This window comes from Leclercia adecarboxylata (genome assembly GCF_023639785.1).
GTDB classification, from domain to species: domain Bacteria; phylum Pseudomonadota; class Gammaproteobacteria; order Enterobacterales; family Enterobacteriaceae; genus Enterobacter; species Enterobacter adecarboxylatus_D.
In genome coordinates, this window is record NZ_CP098325.1 from 3,081,579 (window position 1) to 3,096,652 (window position 15,074).

At 56.5% G+C, this 15,074-nt stretch carries 15 protein-coding genes; 5 read left to right on the plus strand and 10 right to left on the minus strand.

Features of this window, described 5'->3' with window-relative positions; translation table 11 throughout:
- Window positions 1-291: 291 nt before the first annotated feature.
- The 4 genes from ycgZ (at window position 292) to yegQ (ending at window position 2,839) form a co-directional block, all read left to right on the plus strand.
- Complete coding sequence (gene ycgZ, locus NB069_RS14695; RefSeq protein WP_250584689.1) at window positions 292-531, plus strand: regulatory protein YcgZ; 240 nt, start codon at window positions 292-294, stop codon at window positions 529-531.
- 137 nt (window positions 532-668) lie between these two features.
- The gene (locus tag NB069_RS14700) at window positions 669-986 is read left to right on the plus strand and encodes a hypothetical protein (RefSeq protein ID WP_250584691.1); all 318 of its coding nucleotides are present in this window, start codon (window positions 669-671) and stop codon (window positions 984-986) included.
- A gap of 38 nt (window positions 987-1,024) precedes the next feature.
- Window positions 1,025-1,303, plus strand: a complete 279-nt coding sequence (locus tag NB069_RS14705; protein ID WP_250584693.1) for a biofilm development regulator YmgB/AriR family protein — start codon at window positions 1,025-1,027, stop codon at window positions 1,301-1,303.
- 174 nt (window positions 1,304-1,477) lie between these two features.
- On the plus strand, window positions 1,478-2,839 hold the full coding sequence (yegQ, locus tag NB069_RS14710; RefSeq protein WP_250584695.1) for a tRNA 5-hydroxyuridine modification protein YegQ: 1,362 nt from the start codon (window positions 1,478-1,480) through the stop codon (window positions 2,837-2,839).
- A gap of 469 nt (window positions 2,840-3,308) precedes the next feature.
- On the opposite strand, the gene NB069_RS14715 is transcribed toward yegQ, so the two are convergent.
- The gene (locus NB069_RS14715) at window positions 3,309-3,599 is read right to left on the minus strand and encodes a hypothetical protein (RefSeq protein ID WP_250584697.1); all 291 of its coding nucleotides are present in this window, start codon (window positions 3,597-3,599) and stop codon (window positions 3,309-3,311) included.
- A gap of 1,067 nt (window positions 3,600-4,666) precedes the next feature.
- Between NB069_RS14715 and yegS the strand changes: the two genes are divergently transcribed.
- Window positions 4,667-5,566, plus strand: a complete 900-nt coding sequence (gene yegS / locus NB069_RS14720; RefSeq protein WP_250584699.1) for a lipid kinase YegS — start codon at window positions 4,667-4,669, stop codon at window positions 5,564-5,566.
- Window positions 5,567-5,674: 108 nt separating this feature from the next.
- Here the strand turns inward: yegS and NB069_RS14725 are convergent, their stop codons facing one another.
- The 9 genes from NB069_RS14725 to thiM all read right to left on the minus strand — a co-directional run bounded on the left by NB069_RS14725 (window position 5,675) and on the right by thiM (window position 15,069).
- Window positions 5,675-6,448, minus strand: coding sequence for an ABC transporter ATP-binding protein (locus NB069_RS14725; protein ID WP_250584701.1), 774 nt, complete (start codon window positions 6,446-6,448; stop codon window positions 5,675-5,677).
- 9 nt (window positions 6,449-6,457) lie between these two features.
- On the minus strand, window positions 6,458-7,321 hold the full coding sequence (locus NB069_RS14730; protein WP_250584703.1) for an ABC transporter ATP-binding protein: 864 nt from the start codon (window positions 7,319-7,321) through the stop codon (window positions 6,458-6,460).
- Complete coding sequence (locus NB069_RS14735) at window positions 7,293-8,198, minus strand: ABC transporter permease (protein ID WP_250584705.1); 906 nt, start codon at window positions 8,196-8,198, stop codon at window positions 7,293-7,295. The genes NB069_RS14730 and NB069_RS14735 overlap by 29 nt, the downstream gene beginning before the upstream one ends.
- Window positions 8,195-9,232, minus strand: coding sequence for an ABC transporter permease (locus tag NB069_RS14740; RefSeq protein ID WP_250584707.1), 1,038 nt, complete (start codon window positions 9,230-9,232; stop codon window positions 8,195-8,197). Before NB069_RS14740 ends, NB069_RS14735 begins: the two co-directional genes overlap by 4 nt.
- The gene (locus NB069_RS14745) at window positions 9,229-10,845 is read right to left on the minus strand and encodes an ABC transporter substrate-binding protein (RefSeq protein ID WP_250584709.1); all 1,617 of its coding nucleotides are present in this window, start codon (window positions 10,843-10,845) and stop codon (window positions 9,229-9,231) included. Before NB069_RS14745 ends, NB069_RS14740 begins: the two co-directional genes overlap by 4 nt.
- Before the next feature lie 33 nt (window positions 10,846-10,878).
- Window positions 10,879-12,033: a mandelate racemase family protein gene (locus NB069_RS14750; protein ID WP_250584711.1), complete on the minus strand. Its 1,155-nt coding sequence runs from the start codon at window positions 12,031-12,033 to the stop codon at window positions 10,879-10,881.
- Between the two features lie 298 nt (window positions 12,034-12,331).
- Window positions 12,332-13,384: a class I fructose-bisphosphate aldolase gene (gene fbaB / locus NB069_RS14755; protein ID WP_250584713.1), complete on the minus strand. Its 1,053-nt coding sequence runs from the start codon at window positions 13,382-13,384 to the stop codon at window positions 12,332-12,334.
- A gap of 117 nt (window positions 13,385-13,501) precedes the next feature.
- Window positions 13,502-14,302, minus strand: coding sequence for a bifunctional hydroxymethylpyrimidine kinase/phosphomethylpyrimidine kinase (gene thiD / locus NB069_RS14760; RefSeq protein ID WP_250584715.1), 801 nt, complete (start codon window positions 14,300-14,302; stop codon window positions 13,502-13,504).
- Window positions 14,299-15,069 carry a hydroxyethylthiazole kinase gene (gene thiM / locus NB069_RS14765; RefSeq protein WP_250584717.1) on the minus strand — a complete coding sequence of 257 codons (771 nt, stop codon included), beginning with the start codon at window positions 15,067-15,069 and terminating at the stop codon, window positions 14,299-14,301. Before thiM ends, thiD begins: the two co-directional genes overlap by 4 nt.
- Window positions 15,070-15,074: the final 5 nt, after the last annotated feature.

Below are 15,074 nucleotides of genomic sequence, written 5' to 3' on the forward strand. Positions count from 1 at the left end.
AGAGGAGGTAAATGAAAGTCCACAGTATCAGATGGTTTGCTTAACTTCTTATAAGCTTTACCGGACGAGATAAACCCCGCCACCTGTACCCGCTAAAACGACAAAAATTGTCGACAATGTACAATCTTTTTAGCGTGTTTTACAAATTTTATCCATTTTAAACCTCTGAATAATATGGATTAGCACGTAATGGTAAAAATATATTTGTTAACTTGTACAATTGGTGTGTACAGTATTTACAAGTTAACAAGATATTAACCTTAAAAATACAGCGGATTTCAGGAGTGACATATGCGCGAGAACGGGTACTCACCGAACACAGCCAATGCCATTGCCCAGTACTTTAATAAAGCAAACCAGCCCTCCCAGCAGGAGACACTGGGTCAGATTGTGGTTGAAATTCTACGGGAAGGAAAAATCCTCAATCGAAAAGCCATTTGTACCCGTCTGCTTTACCGGATGGAGCAGGCTTCGGATCGGGATGAGGAGAGTCGATATCAGACCCTGGTAGGCCTGCTGTTTGATCGATAAACAATACGCCACGGCGGCTGATTACCTTGTTTTTTGAGTCAGTTTTTTCTTTGAGACAGATTTTTTATACTGTTACGACAGACTGACTTTATGCCACATCTCTTCCTGCAGGAAGATGTGGCGACAGAGACGTAGTTATGAACAGAAGTGACCATGAACGACTTACTGATGAACTCATTGGCGAAGCCACCCTTTCTCTGCTGAAAGATAACGGCCCCATCAGCATGAAGCTGTTGCTGGAGAGGCTGCAACACATGTTATCGACAGAGCAAGACGGGCAGCGTCGGAACGTGCTATCCCAAATTATTCTGGAAATTTCCAATGATGGTAAGGGTGGCGCCCGGCGCAATACCAAAAGCGATCAGCAGGAGTGGGACACGGATGGTCGACACAGCAGCAGCAATGTGTACCCTCTGTTTGGCAATAGCCCGCAAGCCAACAGAAATAAGCATTAACTGCACCATTAACTTATTTATTGAACCGGTGTGACACTATGAGCCAGGCTATGCTCCAGACAACAGACTTTTACGAAGAACTGCCCAACGCTGCATTGTCCAACTACTTCCGCAGTGCTGGCGGTTTGCTGGCCGAAGAGTGGGCGCTGCTTCAAACCGTGACGGGCGCCATTCTGGATGCGAAGGAACCGCTGACTAACAAAGCGATTATTTTACGTTTGATCCACGAAATCGAGTCTACGCGTGACGTCGTCCGCGCCGATATCATTCGTAAGACCCTGGAAATTATTGTCGATCACACTCAGGACGACATCTGATTGCCCCACCTCTGAGCTAAACGCCGACGGTACTGTCCTGCCGTTGGCGTTTACTCACTCAATGGTTTACCTCCCCTTCCCGCAGCGCTACAATGCCCGCCCTTAATGTATGGGATCTCCTCCCGGCGCCCACCTGGTGTGCGCATCTGACCTGTCATCAGAACGAGAACTAACATGTTTAAACCGGAACTTCTCTCCCCGGCGGGAACGCTGAAAAATATGCGTTACGCTTTCGCCTACGGCGCCGATGCCGTTTATGCGGGCCAGCCGCGCTACTCACTGCGCGTGCGTAATAACGAATTCAACCATGAGAATCTGCAGCTCGGCATCAACGAAGCCCATGCGCAGGGTAAAAAATTCTACGTGGTGGTGAACATCGCCCCGCATAACGCCAAGCTGAAAACCTTTATCCGCGATCTGAAACCGGTGGTGGAGATGGGCCCGGATGCGCTGATTATGTCTGACCCCGGTTTGATCATGCTGGTGCGGGAGAACTTCCCGGAGATGGACATTCACCTTTCGGTGCAGGCCAATGCCGTGAACTGGGCAACGGTGAAATTCTGGAAGCAGATGGGACTGACCCGCGTGATTTTATCCCGGGAACTGTCGCTGGATGAGATTGAAGAGATCCGCACCCAGGTGCCGGACATGGAACTGGAAATTTTCGTCCATGGCGCGCTGTGCATGGCCTACTCCGGCCGCTGCCTGCTCTCCGGCTACATCAACAAGCGTGACCCGAACCAGGGCACCTGCACCAACGCCTGCCGCTGGGAATATAAGGTTCAGGAAGGCAAACAGGATGAGGTAGGCAATATCGTACACAAGCACGAGCCTATCCCGGTGCAGAACATTGAGCCAACGCTGGGCATCGGAGCACCTACCGACAGCGTGTTTATGATTGAAGAGGCCCAGCGCCCGGGTGAATACATGACCGCGTTCGAAGATGAGCACGGCACCTACATCATGAACTCCAAAGATCTGCGCGCCATCGCTCATGTTGAGCGCCTGACCCAAATGGGCGTGCACTCCCTGAAGATCGAAGGCCGCACCAAGTCCTACTACTATTGCGCGCGTACCGCCCAGGTCTATCGCCAGGCGATTGACGATGCGGCGGCAGGCAAACCCTTCGACAGCACCCTGCTGCAAACCCTGGAAGGTCTTGCCCATCGCGGCTACACCGAAGGCTTCCTGCGTCGTCACACCCATGACGATTACCAGAACTACGAATATGGCCACTCCGTTTCCGATCGTCAGCAGTTTGTTGGCGAGTTCACCGGTGAGCGTAAAGGCAATCTCGCGGCAGTGGCGGTAAAAAACAAGTTCCTCGTGGGCAACAGCCTGGAGTTGATGACTCCGCAGGGCAACATTAACTTCACCCTGGAGCATATGGTGAACGGCAAAGGCGAACCAGTTTCCGTCGCGCCGGGAGACGGTCATACCGTCTGGCTGCCGGTGCCGGAAGAGATCGCCCTGGAATATGCGTTGTTGATGCGTAATTTTGACGGTGAAAACACTCAGGCGCCGCACGCTAAGTGATAAAAGGGGTTATTTTATGGTATGAGATGATTCTTAGAATCCGATCACATACCGCTGCGCTTAATACGGGTATTATCGCAGGTGCTGAAAAACATAACCCATAAATGCTAGCTGTACCAGGAACCACCTCCTTAGCCTGAGTAATCTCCCTTACACAGGCTATTTTTTTATCTTTTTTACGCTGAAATCCTGAGTGCTTCCGCATTAGATTCATACCCTACCCGTCAGGCAGCGGTTATTCTGTGATACACAGTGTCTTCGATTATCATCGTGAGGAAGGGAGGCATTAAATAACGATATTGATGTCTGAACAGACAATACCGTGACAGACATTTCTCATTTATTAAATAAAATGCTAACCTTATAATAAATAAAAAAGGAGAGGTAAAAACATATTATTTACCTCTCCTTGTACTGCTTTTATATTAAAGTTTTAGATATGCAGATTATTCAGAAATGAATACGCAGATTATTTCTTTAATTTGTTGGCAATCTGTGAAATGGCATCAATACCAAATCCTACCATACCCACTACGCTTGAACCGATCTGATAAATTCCGGTGAAGATGTTGAATTCAACAATGCTGCCGATTCCCTTACCCATCATAGTTGCCGGGGTAGTAGCATCAGTCTTGAAGCCACCCAGTGAGGTACCCGCGTCAACAAGACCGCCAACAACTTTGCCAATCTGACCTAACACATTTGAGAAGATACCTGAGCCGGTAACGTCCGCCATTTCCTGTGGATTAATTTCTCTCATTTCCAATTTCCTTTTTGTTATTTGCCATATATGTGTAAAGCATGCGCATATTACACGGGCGCCGTTAAAAATCCATTAATTTCGCAAAACTTTGAATTAAAAATTTGATGAGAATCTACATGTAAAAAGTTTGTTCGGTAGAATTATTCATATTGATAATGTGTAGTGATTTAAAATAGCGCCACGCTGCCAATAAATTAGCAAAAAACAGTGTTTTCCATATTGCTGGCGTTATTAAAAATAAAATCACTATAATAATATTAATTTTGGAAATATTATTTAATTTATTAATGAAAGTCTTTAAGGAATTTAAAATTTAAATAGTTGAGGAGAGCGTTAGCAAGCGTGCGCAGACCCGCGATTCAGGCTCCCTGAGTCATCGCCTTTACATAGGTGGATTTGTGACCCGCTCTTTCCCTTCAGAACCCTCGTCCGGATGCTGTCGTTACACTATCCTGAAGGGCCCCCAAACGTAAATTTATCTCTATTTTCAAGGAGAAGTAAGACAAATTATCAATTTGTTAAAGTCAGGGTATTCATTCAGATATCAGATGCTATTCTTCTTACGAATGAAATTTCACTTAAGGAGAAGGAGAATATATGTACTGGGTGGTTGAAAACAGGATGGTTTGCCCTCGTACTGGAACAATATTTATACACGTACTCACCGTTAAAAATCTCAGGCTGATAATCTGGTATAAAGGAGATTACTTTATCAGCATCGGATCGGTTCTTGTCACCAGCCCCTTCGGCATTGCCATAGATGGCAAAATCAAAAAATTACACATCCTTCGAACATTCCCTTATAAACCCTCACTTTGGTCATCTTTTCTGCAGAATTCAGACTGCCCCGGCAATGAGGGGGCCCTGATAACCCGCTGTGCACGACGCCAGCACTGTATGTTCGCTTTATGCCCTTATGGCGTACTTACGACCTGAAACATTCGAACCGAGTGGCGTAAAACTGAGTACGCCACTCATTTAATTTCTCGCCTTTCATCCTCTTCTTACCCGCTTTTCCTCGCGCTGCGATACACTTCTGGAAGATAAGCACAGGAGCAACGTGGATGGCGACCTATCCGGCAAGTTTATTAATTCTCAATGGTAAAAGCGCAGGCAACGATCTGTTACGCGAGGCGGTCATGCTGCTGCGCGACGAAGGCGTCCAGATCCATGTTCGCGTCACCTGGGAAAAAGGCGACGCGGCGCGTTATATCGACGAAGCCCAAACCCTCGGCGTCGAGACGGTGATTGCAGGCGGCGGCGATGGCACCATCAACGAGGTGGCAACCGCATTGATTAACCTTCAGGGTGACCACCGTCCTGCGCTGGGCATTCTGCCGCTCGGCACCGCCAACGATTTTGCCACCAGCGCGGGGATCCCCGAGGCGCTGGATAAGGCCCTGCAGCTGGCGATTGCCGGTAAAGCCACGGCGGTGGATATTGCCCGGGTCAATGACAAAACCTGCTTTATCAATATGGCGACGGGCGGATTTGGCACCCGCATTACCAGCGAAACCCCGGAAAAACTGAAAGCGGCGCTGGGCGGGGTCTCGTATTTGATCCATGGGCTTGCTCGACTGGATACCCTTAAACCGGATCTGTGTGAAATCCGCGGCGAGAACTTCCACTGGCAGGGTAATGCGCTGGTGATTGGTATTGGCAACGGTCGTCAGGCGGGCGGCGGGCAGCAACTCTGCCCGGATGCGCTGATCAACGACGGGCTGCTTGGGGTGCGTATCATTACCGGCGATGAACTGCTTCCGGCCCTGCTCACCACGCTGACCAAAGCGGAGGACAGCCCGCATCTTGTTGATGGTCAGTCAGCGTGGTTTGAAATCCAGGCGCCGCACGGGATGACCTTTAATCTGGATGGCGAACCGCTGAGCGGCGAGCATTTCCGCATTGCGCTCCTGCCTGGAGCAATCCACTGCCGGCTGCCGCCGGATTGTCCGCTGCTGCGCTGAGTGTTGCCCGGCGACGAGGTCAAAGCAAAACGGTAACCGTCAGGTTACCGTTTTTTTGTGTTTGCGCTCTCTCCCTGTGGGTGAGGGCATCAGGCTACACCTGACCCACTAATACACCGCCACCTCCCTCGCCATCTCGCGGGAATACTGCTGGCTGGCGGTGACCAGCATCCGGGTATAATCGGTTTTGGCCTCACCCGCCACCAGATCGTCCACCGTCAGGGTTTCAAGGATTTTGCCGTACTGCATTACCGCCACCTTCTGGCAGAGATGCGCAATGACCCCGAGATCGTGCGTCACCATCAGGTAGGTGAGCTTCGACTCGCGCTGCAGCTCCGCCAGCAGGTTTAAGATCTCCGCCTGAACCGACACATCCAGCGCCGAGGTAGGCTCATCGAGCAGCAGCACCTGCGGCTCCAGGATCAGCGCCCGGGCGATCGCCACGCGCTGGCGCTGGCCGCCGGAGAGCTGATGCGGATAGCGGTCGCGGAAGGCGCGATTGAGACCCACCTTATCCAGCAGGGCGTGAATGCGCCGATCCCGGTCGTTGATACCGTGAATTTGCAACGGCTCTTCCAGAATATCGCCGATGGTGTGCCGGGGATGTAGCGAACCGTAAGGGTCCTGAAACACCATCTGCACCAGACGGCAGCGCTGCGGGCTGATGCGCCGCGCCAGTGGCTGACCATTAATCGCCAGCGCCCCTTCCCAGTGCGTGAACAGACCCGCCAGGCACTTCAGCACCGTGGTTTTGCCGGAACCCGACTCCCCCACCAGGCCATAAATCTCCCCCGGCTGGACGTTAATATTCACGTCGTACAGCACCTGGCTGCGTTTCTCGCCTTCGCCGAAGGCCAGATTCAGGTTTTTTACCTCGATCATCTTCGCTCCTTATTCGGTCAGCCAGCTGGCCTGGCGCTGCAATACCGGCAGCACCGGACGGCGGCGATTCATCTCGGGCAGGGCGTTAATCAGCCCCTGCGTATAGGGGTGCTTCGCGTTGTGCAGATCGCAGGCGGCAATCGACTCCACCACCCGTCCGGCGTACATCACCAGCACCCGGTCGCAGAAGCTGCGCACCAGGTTGATGTCGTGGCTGATAAAGATCAGCCCCAGCCCGCGGGACTGGACTAAATCGTCCAGCAGCCCCAGCACCTGCAGCCGCACCGAGACATCCAGCGCCGAAGTCGGCTCGTCGGCGATCACCAGCTCCGGGTCGGTGATCAGCATCATGGCGATCATGATGCGCTGCCCCTGCCCGCCGGAGATTTCGTGAGGATAAAGATGATAAACGCGCTCTGGCTGGCGAATACGCACCACGTCCAGCATCTCCAGCACTTTGGCTTTGGCCTCTGCCTTGCGCCCCGGATGGTGGGTCAGCCAGGCTTCGGCAATCTGATCCCCGACGCAGACCACCGGATTGAGAGAGTATTTCGGGTCCTGCATGATCATCGAGATGCGCTTACCGCGAATGCCGCGCATCTGCGCCTCGCTGACGGTACGTAAATCGACGTCGCCAAACTGCATCCGCGTGGCGGTGATCTGCGCCTTTGCCGGGTGCAGGCGCAGCAGCGCCCGCCCGACGGTGGATTTGCCAGAGCCGGACTCGCCGACTATCGCCAGCTTTTCCCGGCCCAGCTGGAAGGAGACGCCGCGCACCGCGTTGGTCACCGCGCGTCCGTTGATAAAGTCGACGTGCAGGTCGCGCACGTCGAGCAGCGGCATATCAGTTGCTGCGAGGATCGAGGATGTCACGTAAGCCATCTCCTAAGAAGTTGAACGCCAGGCTGTTAATCAGGATCGCCAGCCCCGGGATCGTCACCACCCACCAGCACTCCATCATGTAGGTGCGGCCGCTGGAGATCATTGCTCCCCACTCCGGCTCCGGCGGCTGTGCGCCGAGGCCGAGGAAGCCGAGCCCGGCGGCGGTCAGGATGATCCCCGCCATATTCATGGTGATACGAATAATGACCGACGGCAGGCACAGGGGCACGATGTGACGCCACAGCACCCGCACCGGAGAAGCCCCCTGCAGACGCACGGCGGAGATAAAGTCGGCCTGGCGTAATGAGAGGGTTTCGGCACGCGCCAGACGGGCAACTGGCGGCCAGGCGGTGAGCGTAATGGCGATCACCACGTGTTCCAGCCCCGGCCCGAGCGCCGCGACAAACGCCAGCGCCAGTACCAGGCTCGGGAAGGAGATAAAGATATCGGTGACGCGCATTAACACCGCATCCACCTTGCCGCCAAAGTATCCGGCGGTGACGCCCAGCAGCAGCCCCAGCGGGCCGACGGTGACCGACACCAGCAGCACGATATAGAGCGTGATGCGCGAGCCGTACACCAGGCGGCTGAAGATATCCCGGCCAAACTCGTCGGTGCCGAACCAGTGCTGCGCGTTCGGCGCCGCCAGAGCGTTATTCAGATCCTGCACCAGCGGGTTGTAAGGTGCGATCCAGGGTGCGAAGGCCGCGACGATCAGCAGCAGCAGGATGATGCCGCCGCCAATGGCCGTCAGCGGGTTACGCGCCATCTGCCCGGCAAATCCGAAGCTGCGGCGGGCCATTCGCGCCAGGCGCTGGCGTCCTTCGCTGCGAACACCTTGCAGCGGTGTATCCAGAGAAACGGTCATGATTTCGTCCTCGGGTCGAAGAGTTGATACAGCATGTCGGAGAGCAGGTTGAGCATCACGAAGATCATCCCCACCAGCAGGACGCAGCCCATCACCGCGTTCATATCGCCCAGCAGCAGGCTGCCGGTGAGATAGGAGCCAAAGCCCGGCCAGGAGAAGACGGTTTCAATCAGCACCGCCCCTTCCAGCAGCGAGCCGTAGGCCAGCGCCACCACCGTCAGCAGCTGCACGAGGATGTTGCGAAACGCGTGGTTCCAGATCACCTGCCGCTCGGTTAAGCCTTTCACCCGGGCGGTGATGATGAACTCCTGGGACAGCTGGGCCAGCATAAAGCTGCGGGTCATGCGGCTGATATAGGCCAGGGAGTGGAACCCCAGCAGCGAAGCGGGCAGCACCAGGTGGTTAATGGCGTTCCAGAACACCGCGCTGTTGCCTGCCAGCAGGGCATCGACGGTCATCAGTCCGGTGCGGCGCGGCACAATGCCATCCAGGCCTAAATCCAGCCGTCCGGCACCGCCCACCCAGCCGAGCCAGGCGTAAAACAGCAGCAGCCCCATCATCCCCACCCAGAAGATCGGCGTGGAATAACCGGCCAGACTAATGATACGCACCACGTAGTCCGAGACGCTGTTACGGCGCGCCGCGGCCAGCACCCCCAGCGGGATCCCTAAACCGGCACCGACGATAATCGCCATGGTCGCCAGCTCAAGGGTGGCCGGGAAGACGCGCAGAATGTCATCCAGCACCGGTTTGCCGGTCAGCAAAGCGTTGCCAAAATCGCCGTGCAGCAGGTTATTGAGGTAGATCCCAAACTGGGTCAGGAGGGATTTATCAAAGCCCAGCTGCTGGTAAACCTGCTGATAGGTGCTGTGGTCGGCATCCGGGCCGACAATGGCCAGCACCGGATCCACCGGCATCACGCGGCCAATGAAAAAGGTCAGTACCAGCAGGCCGAACAGCGTCACCAGCACCTGGGTTAAACGCCTGGAGAAACGCCGGGTGCGGGAGCCTGGCGCGAGTATCGCAACACTCATTTTTCACCTCCGGTTTTATACACTTCCCGCAGGAAGGTGGTGGCGGACGGATGCGACTGGAAGTTTTTCACCTCGTTACGCACCACTACCGAATCAACCATCTGCGACAGCGGGAGCAGCGCCGGGATCAGCTGGTCATAGCGCACCTGAATCTGCTGATAGTCGGCGATCTGCTTCTGCGGATCGCGCTCCAGCAGGGCCTTGTCGATCATCTCGTTCAGCGGCTTGTCGTAGAAACTGGTCCGCCAGCCCTGGAAGTTGGTCAGCCGGGCTTCGTCGCTGTTGTCCGGGTTGTAGACCAGCGCCCGTAGGCTGGAGTGCGGGTGTGGCTCCACGCCGCTGCCGCCGCGCCCGACCAGCATGTCGAACTTACGCTCGCGCATCGCGCCGTAGATCTGGTTCCCGGTGCCGGTGATGATTTTGGCGTTGATCCCCGCCTGCATCAGAGTGGACTGCACGGCGATGGCGATATTGAGGAACGGCTGATCCGCCAGCACGCGCAGGGTTGTGTCAAAACCTTCCGGATAGCCCGCTTCCGCCAGCAGCTTTCTGGCGCGCGGGATGTCGAGTTTGTAGCCCGGATCCGGCAGCGTCGACGGCATTCCCGCCTTGATTGGCCGCTGGTGCAGCACGCCGTAGCCCGGCATCAGCGCCTTATTTATCCCCTGATAGTCGATGAGATAGCGCACCGCCTCGCGCACCTTCGGGTTGGCGAAGTGCGCCTCCTTCATGCTCATCGCCACGTAGTACACCGTGCCCTTCTGCACGGCTTCCACCGTCAGCTGCGGATCCTTGCGCAGGGCGTTAATGTCGGCCACCGCCATGTTGCTGGCGATATCCAGATCGCCCTTCTCCACCATCAGGCGCAGGGTCTGCGACTCCTGGAAGTGGCGCAACACCACGCGGTTCATCTTCGGCGCTTCGCGCCAGTAATTCGGGTTACGCTGCATGCGCAGCACATCTTTTGCCTGCCAGGTCTCCAGCATAAATGGCCCGGAACCGGCTTCGTTGGTAGTCAACCAGCGGTTGCCCCAGTCGCTGTTTACCTCGTGGCTCAGCACGGTTTTGCGATCCAGCACGCCAAGGTTGCCCAGCGCGCCGAGAGAGTAGATCACCAGCTGCGGGTCGTTGGCTTTCGGCAGGGTGAGCTGCACGGTGTAGTCATCCAGGGCTTTCACCTGCTGGTCGATATTTTTCTTAGAAAACCCATAGGATTTCCACACCGACGCCTGGGCGAGGTTCAGGTGCAGCAGACGACGCATGGACCACACCACGTCTTCGGCGGTAAGCGGATTGCCGGAGTGGAAGGTCACGTTATCGCGCAGGTGGAAGGTCAGCGTTTTACCGTCCGGCGAGATGTCCCAGGACTTCGCCAGCGCCGGTTTAACGTTGGTGAGGGTATTGGGATCGAGTTCCACCAGCGAATCGTAAAGATTGACCACAATGCCCACCACCTCGTTGCCGGTCATCGCGGCCGGATCGAGGGTCAGCAGGTTGTTCATGTTCATACCGATGATGAGCTGATCGGGCGGCGTTTTTGCGTACGCCGCGCCGCTCCCCGTCATCAGCGAGAGCGCGAGTAAGCACGCTCCGGTGAGGGAGGTTCGTTTCATGTATATATCGCCTGTAGGGTACGTTTTTATTTGTCAGTCGTGGCTGACGGTATTGGCTTCGATATACGCAAAATTAATGTCTTCGCCGAGTCCCGGGCGATCCGGCAGGCTGACCATGCCGTTGTCATCCATCGGGTCGATCAGGCTGTGCAGATATGCAGCGGGTTCGTCGTAATCAAGGAACGGGTGCAGCAGGCCGCGTTCATACCAGCGGCAGTTTTTGATGGCGCCAATCACCGCCAGGCTCGCCGCACCGTTGCCGTGTACTTCGCAGTCCATGCCGAACGATTCGGCGAGGTTCGCCACCTTCAGGGTTGGCGAGATGCCGCCCACGCCGTTGGCCCCCGCGCGCAGGATATCGCACGCCCCGGCTCTGACCCAGTCGGCGCGGCTGTGGTGTTTGCCGCCCAGGCTCTCTGGCCCGACGATGGGAATGGAGAGGTTCTCCGCAAGCCAGGCATAGGAGGCCATGCTCTCCTCTTCCATCGGCTCTTCAAACCAGGCGAAGTTGAGTTTTTCCAGTTCTTTACCGATCCACAGCGCTTCCGCGCGGCTGTACCAGTGGTAGCCGTCAATCATCAGGTCGATATCCGGCCCCACCGCCTCGCGGACCGCGGCGCAGGCTTTGATATCCATCTTCGGATCAGGCGCGAAAGAGACCGGCGGCATCCAGGTGTGGAGCTTGATAGCTTTATAGCCGCGGGCGACCAGTTTTTCAGCAAAGCTGGCGTACTCTTCCGGGGTGGAGAGACCGCCCGGCAGATCGTCCCCGCACATGGTGCTGCCGTAGGCGGGCACTTTATCGCGGTAACCGCCCAGCAGCTTCCAGACCGGCATATTGAGTTTGCGGCCAATCAGATCCCACAGCGCCTGCTCAACGAAGCCCAGTGCACGTTCGGTCAGCTGATGGGCGCTGCCGCGCTGCCAGTGAGCCAGCTCCTGCCAGATCTTCTCGCGGTTAAACGCGTCCTGGCCGATCAGCACTTTACGAAAGAAGGTATTGACCACAAAAGGGCGCACCACTTCCGGCGGTGCAAAAGCGTACCCTTTGGTGCCATCGTCTGCGGTAATGGTCAGCATCGCCATTCTGGCCAGGCTTTCGGGTCCCGGATGAGAGTGCCCGGCGCTGTCGGAAACCCGGCGGGTGGGATACTGAAAGACGGTGACGTTTACAGATTCGATTTTCATTTTTTATCCTTAAAACTGCGTAGGTTCAGCGTGTTCTTTCATTTTGAAAAGCTGTTTCGAATCTAACTTTAAGCGCAAAATTCATCCACTGCCTTAGACAAATTCCGCTAAGCGTCGACCGTTTTTTGTGCATCTGCACGGGTAGGAGTGACACTTTTCACAAAAGACAGGGGAAATGTGAGGTAGATCGGGATGGATGTTTGAATGAAATGAAATGGGGTTTCGATCATGGCCGGAGGGAGAAAAACGGCACCGGACGGTCCCCTCTCCCCAGTGGGGAGAGGGTTAGGGTGAGGGGTTATGCGATAGTCACCTTCTTATCCAGATAGACGTCCTGCACCGCATTAATCAGCTTCACGCCATCGGCCATCGATTTTTTAAACGCCTTACGACCGAGGATCAGCCCCATGCCGCCCGCCCGTTTATTGATAACAGCCGTGCGTACTGCATCGGTGAGATCGGTTTCGCCCCCTGCCGCGCCGCCGGAGTTGATAAGCCCTGCGCGACCCATATAACAGTTCGCCAGCTGGTAGCGCACCAGATCGATCGGGTTGTCGCTGGTCAGTTTGCTGTAGACCCGATCGTCGGTATAGCCAAACTTGACCGCCTTATAGCCACCGTTATTTTCGGCCATTTTCTGCTTCACGATATCCGCCCCAATGGTGGCCGCCAGATGGTTGGCCTGCCCGGTCAAATCGGCGGAAACATGGTAATCCGTGCCGTCTTTATTAAAGGCCGGGTTACGCAGATAGGCCCAGAGTACGGTCACCATTCCCAGCTCATGAGCACGCTCAAAGGCAGCGGAGATCTCTTCGATCTGACGGCGCGACTGCTCTGAGCCGAAGTAGATGGTGGCCCCGACCGCCACCGCGCCCAGGTTGAACGCCTGTTCGACGCTGGCATAGAGGGTCTGGTCATATTCGGTTGGGTAGCTCAGGGTTTCGTTGTGGTTCAGCTTGACCAGGAACGGAATGCGGTGCGCATAGCGCCGGGAAACCGATGCCAGCACGCCGTAGGTGGAGGCGACACAGTTACAGCCAGCTTCAATCGCCAGTTCAACGATATTCTTTGGATCAAAATAGAGCGGGTTGGCGGCAAACGACGCACCGGCCGAATGCTCTACCCCCTGGTCCACCGGCAGGATCGACAGATAGCCGGTTCCGCCCAGACGCCCGGTGTTATACAGCGTCTGCATATTTCGCAGTACCGCTGGCGGGCGGTTGTTGTCGATCATCACGCGATCGACGTAGTCGTGGCCAGGCAGATAGAGCTGGTCGGCTGGAATGGTCATACAACGATGCTGTAACAGGCTGTCGGCGTCTTTGCCAAGCAACTGCGCAATATCAGTCATAGTTTTGCTCCCCTTAGTGCCGACAGGCTGTCGGCATGTTTCTCCAGGCTCACAGGATTGCGAGCCCCCTAAGCCTGGTCTGTGGGTAGCGAATTTTCCAGCTATGCCTGAGAACCTTTACCACCACGCATGGAAATGGTGGACCGGCCCAATGCCCTGCCCGACCTCCAGCGAGTCCGCCTGGGCCAGCGCGCAGGAGAGCCAGGCTTTAGCCTCACGCACCGTATCCGCCCAGTTATCGTGGCGCGGACGCAGCGCAGCCAGTGCCGCCGAGAGGGTACAGCCGGTGCCGTGGGTGTTTTTGGTCTTCACGCGGGGGGCGGTAAAACGTACCGTACCGTCACGGGTGAACAGCCAGTCAGGGCTTTCGGGATCGTCAAGATGCCCTCCCTTCATCAGCACCGCTTCACATCCCATCGCCAGAAGGGCGTAACCCTGCTCTTTCATCTCCTGCTCGCTGCGGGCATGGGGGGCATCCAGCAACGCCGCCGCTTCGGGTAAGTTAGGCGTAATTAGCGCCACCTGCGGCAACAGTTTTTTACGCAGGGTATCGACGGCAGAAGGTGAAAGCAGCGGGTCGCCGCTTTTCGCCAGCATCACCGTGTCCAGTACCACACTTGTTACCTGATGGCGCCGAAGCTGCTCCGCTACGGCCTCGACGATATCGGTTTCGGCCAGCATGCCGATCTTGGTGGTGTCGATGCGCACATCGCTGAACACCGATTCCAGCTGCGCCGCCACAAAATCGGGCTCAATACGATAGACCGACTGGACCCCGCGGGTATTCTGCGCCACCAGGGCGGTAATAGCCGAGCAGCCGTAAGCGCCGAGCGCGGAGAAGGTTTTCAGGTCGGCCTGGATCCCGGCGCCGCCGCTTGGGTCGGTGCCGGCAATGGTCAGGGCATTAATGCGTTTCATCGTTGTGCCCCCAGTTCCCACAGGGCATCCAGAAACGCCGTGGCAAAACTGCCCGGCCCGCGGCTCTGGGCTGCCGCAAGGGTTCCGGCCCGCTTCATCCAGCCGCAGGCCGCCGCCATGTTCTCCAGCCTGTCGCCGGGCAGTGAACAGCTGGCCGCCACTACCGCCGACAGCGCGCAGCCTGTCCCCACCACCCGGGTCATCATCGGATCGCCGCCGGTGACCGTCTGGGTACGCAACCCGTCGGTGATGTGATCCACCTCCCCCGTCACCACCACAATGGCATTGGTTTGCCGTGCCAGCGCCTGGGCCGCAGGCAACGCGCTGGCCGCCGTATCGGTGGTGTCCACGCCGCGTCCCCCCGCGCTCATGCCGGCGAGCGCGAGGATCTCCGAGGCATTACCGCGAATGGCCGCCGGTTTGAGGACGAGGATCTGCTGGCAGAACCGGGTGCGATAGCCCAGCGCCCCGACGGCCACCGGGTCGATCACCCAGGGTTTACCGGCGGCAACCGCGTTCTCAATGGCCCGGCGCATCGCCTGGGCGCGCGACGCGGTTAACGTCCCGACGTTAATCAGCAGCGCATCAGCAATAGCAGAGAATTGTTCCGCCTCTTCGGCTTCAATCACCATCGCCGGTGAAGCGCCGAGCGCCAGCAACACGTTAGCGGTAAAGGTCTGCACGACGTCGTTGGTCATGCAGTGGGTCAGCGGAGAACGGGTTTGGAAGTGGTGTAAGGCGTGTAAATTAAGCAGGTCAGGCTGCATGGTGT

Excerpts from the sequence above, each read along its gene's own strand:
- NB069_RS14725 (WP_250584701.1), bottom strand. The coding sequence starts at position 6,448 with ATGATCGAGGTAAAAAACCTGAATCTGGCCTTCGGCGAAGGCGAGAAA.
- NB069_RS14745 (WP_250584709.1), bottom strand. The coding sequence starts at position 10,845 with ATGAAACGAACCTCCCTCACCGGAGCGTGCTTACTCGCGCTCTCGCTG.
- ycgZ (WP_250584689.1), top strand. The coding sequence starts at position 292 with ATGCGCGAGAACGGGTACTCACCGAACACAGCCAATGCCATTGCCCAG.
- yegS (WP_250584699.1), top strand. The coding sequence starts at position 4,667 with ATGGCGACCTATCCGGCAAGTTTATTAATTCTCAATGGTAAAAGCGCA.
- thiM (WP_250584717.1), bottom strand. The coding sequence starts at position 15,069 with ATGCAGCCTGACCTGCTTAATTTACACGCCTTACACCACTTCCAAACC.
- NB069_RS14735 (WP_250584705.1), bottom strand. The coding sequence starts at position 8,198 with ATGACCGTTTCTCTGGATACACCGCTGCAAGGTGTTCGCAGCGAAGGA.
- yegQ (WP_250584695.1), top strand. The coding sequence starts at position 1,478 with ATGTTTAAACCGGAACTTCTCTCCCCGGCGGGAACGCTGAAAAATATG.
- NB069_RS14750 (WP_250584711.1), bottom strand. The coding sequence starts at position 12,033 with ATGAAAATCGAATCTGTAAACGTCACCGTCTTTCAGTATCCCACCCGC.
- thiD (WP_250584715.1), bottom strand. The coding sequence starts at position 14,302 with ATGAAACGCATTAATGCCCTGACCATTGCCGGCACCGACCCAAGCGGC.
- fbaB (WP_250584713.1), bottom strand. The coding sequence starts at position 13,384 with ATGACTGATATTGCGCAGTTGCTTGGCAAAGACGCCGACAGCCTGTTA.
- NB069_RS14715 (WP_250584697.1), bottom strand. The coding sequence starts at position 3,599 with ATGAGAGAAATTAATCCACAGGAAATGGCGGACGTTACCGGCTCAGGT.
- NB069_RS14705 (WP_250584693.1), top strand. The coding sequence starts at position 1,025 with ATGAGCCAGGCTATGCTCCAGACAACAGACTTTTACGAAGAACTGCCC.
- NB069_RS14700 (WP_250584691.1), top strand. The coding sequence starts at position 669 with ATGAACAGAAGTGACCATGAACGACTTACTGATGAACTCATTGGCGAA.
- NB069_RS14740 (WP_250584707.1), bottom strand. The coding sequence starts at position 9,232 with ATGAGTGTTGCGATACTCGCGCCAGGCTCCCGCACCCGGCGTTTCTCC.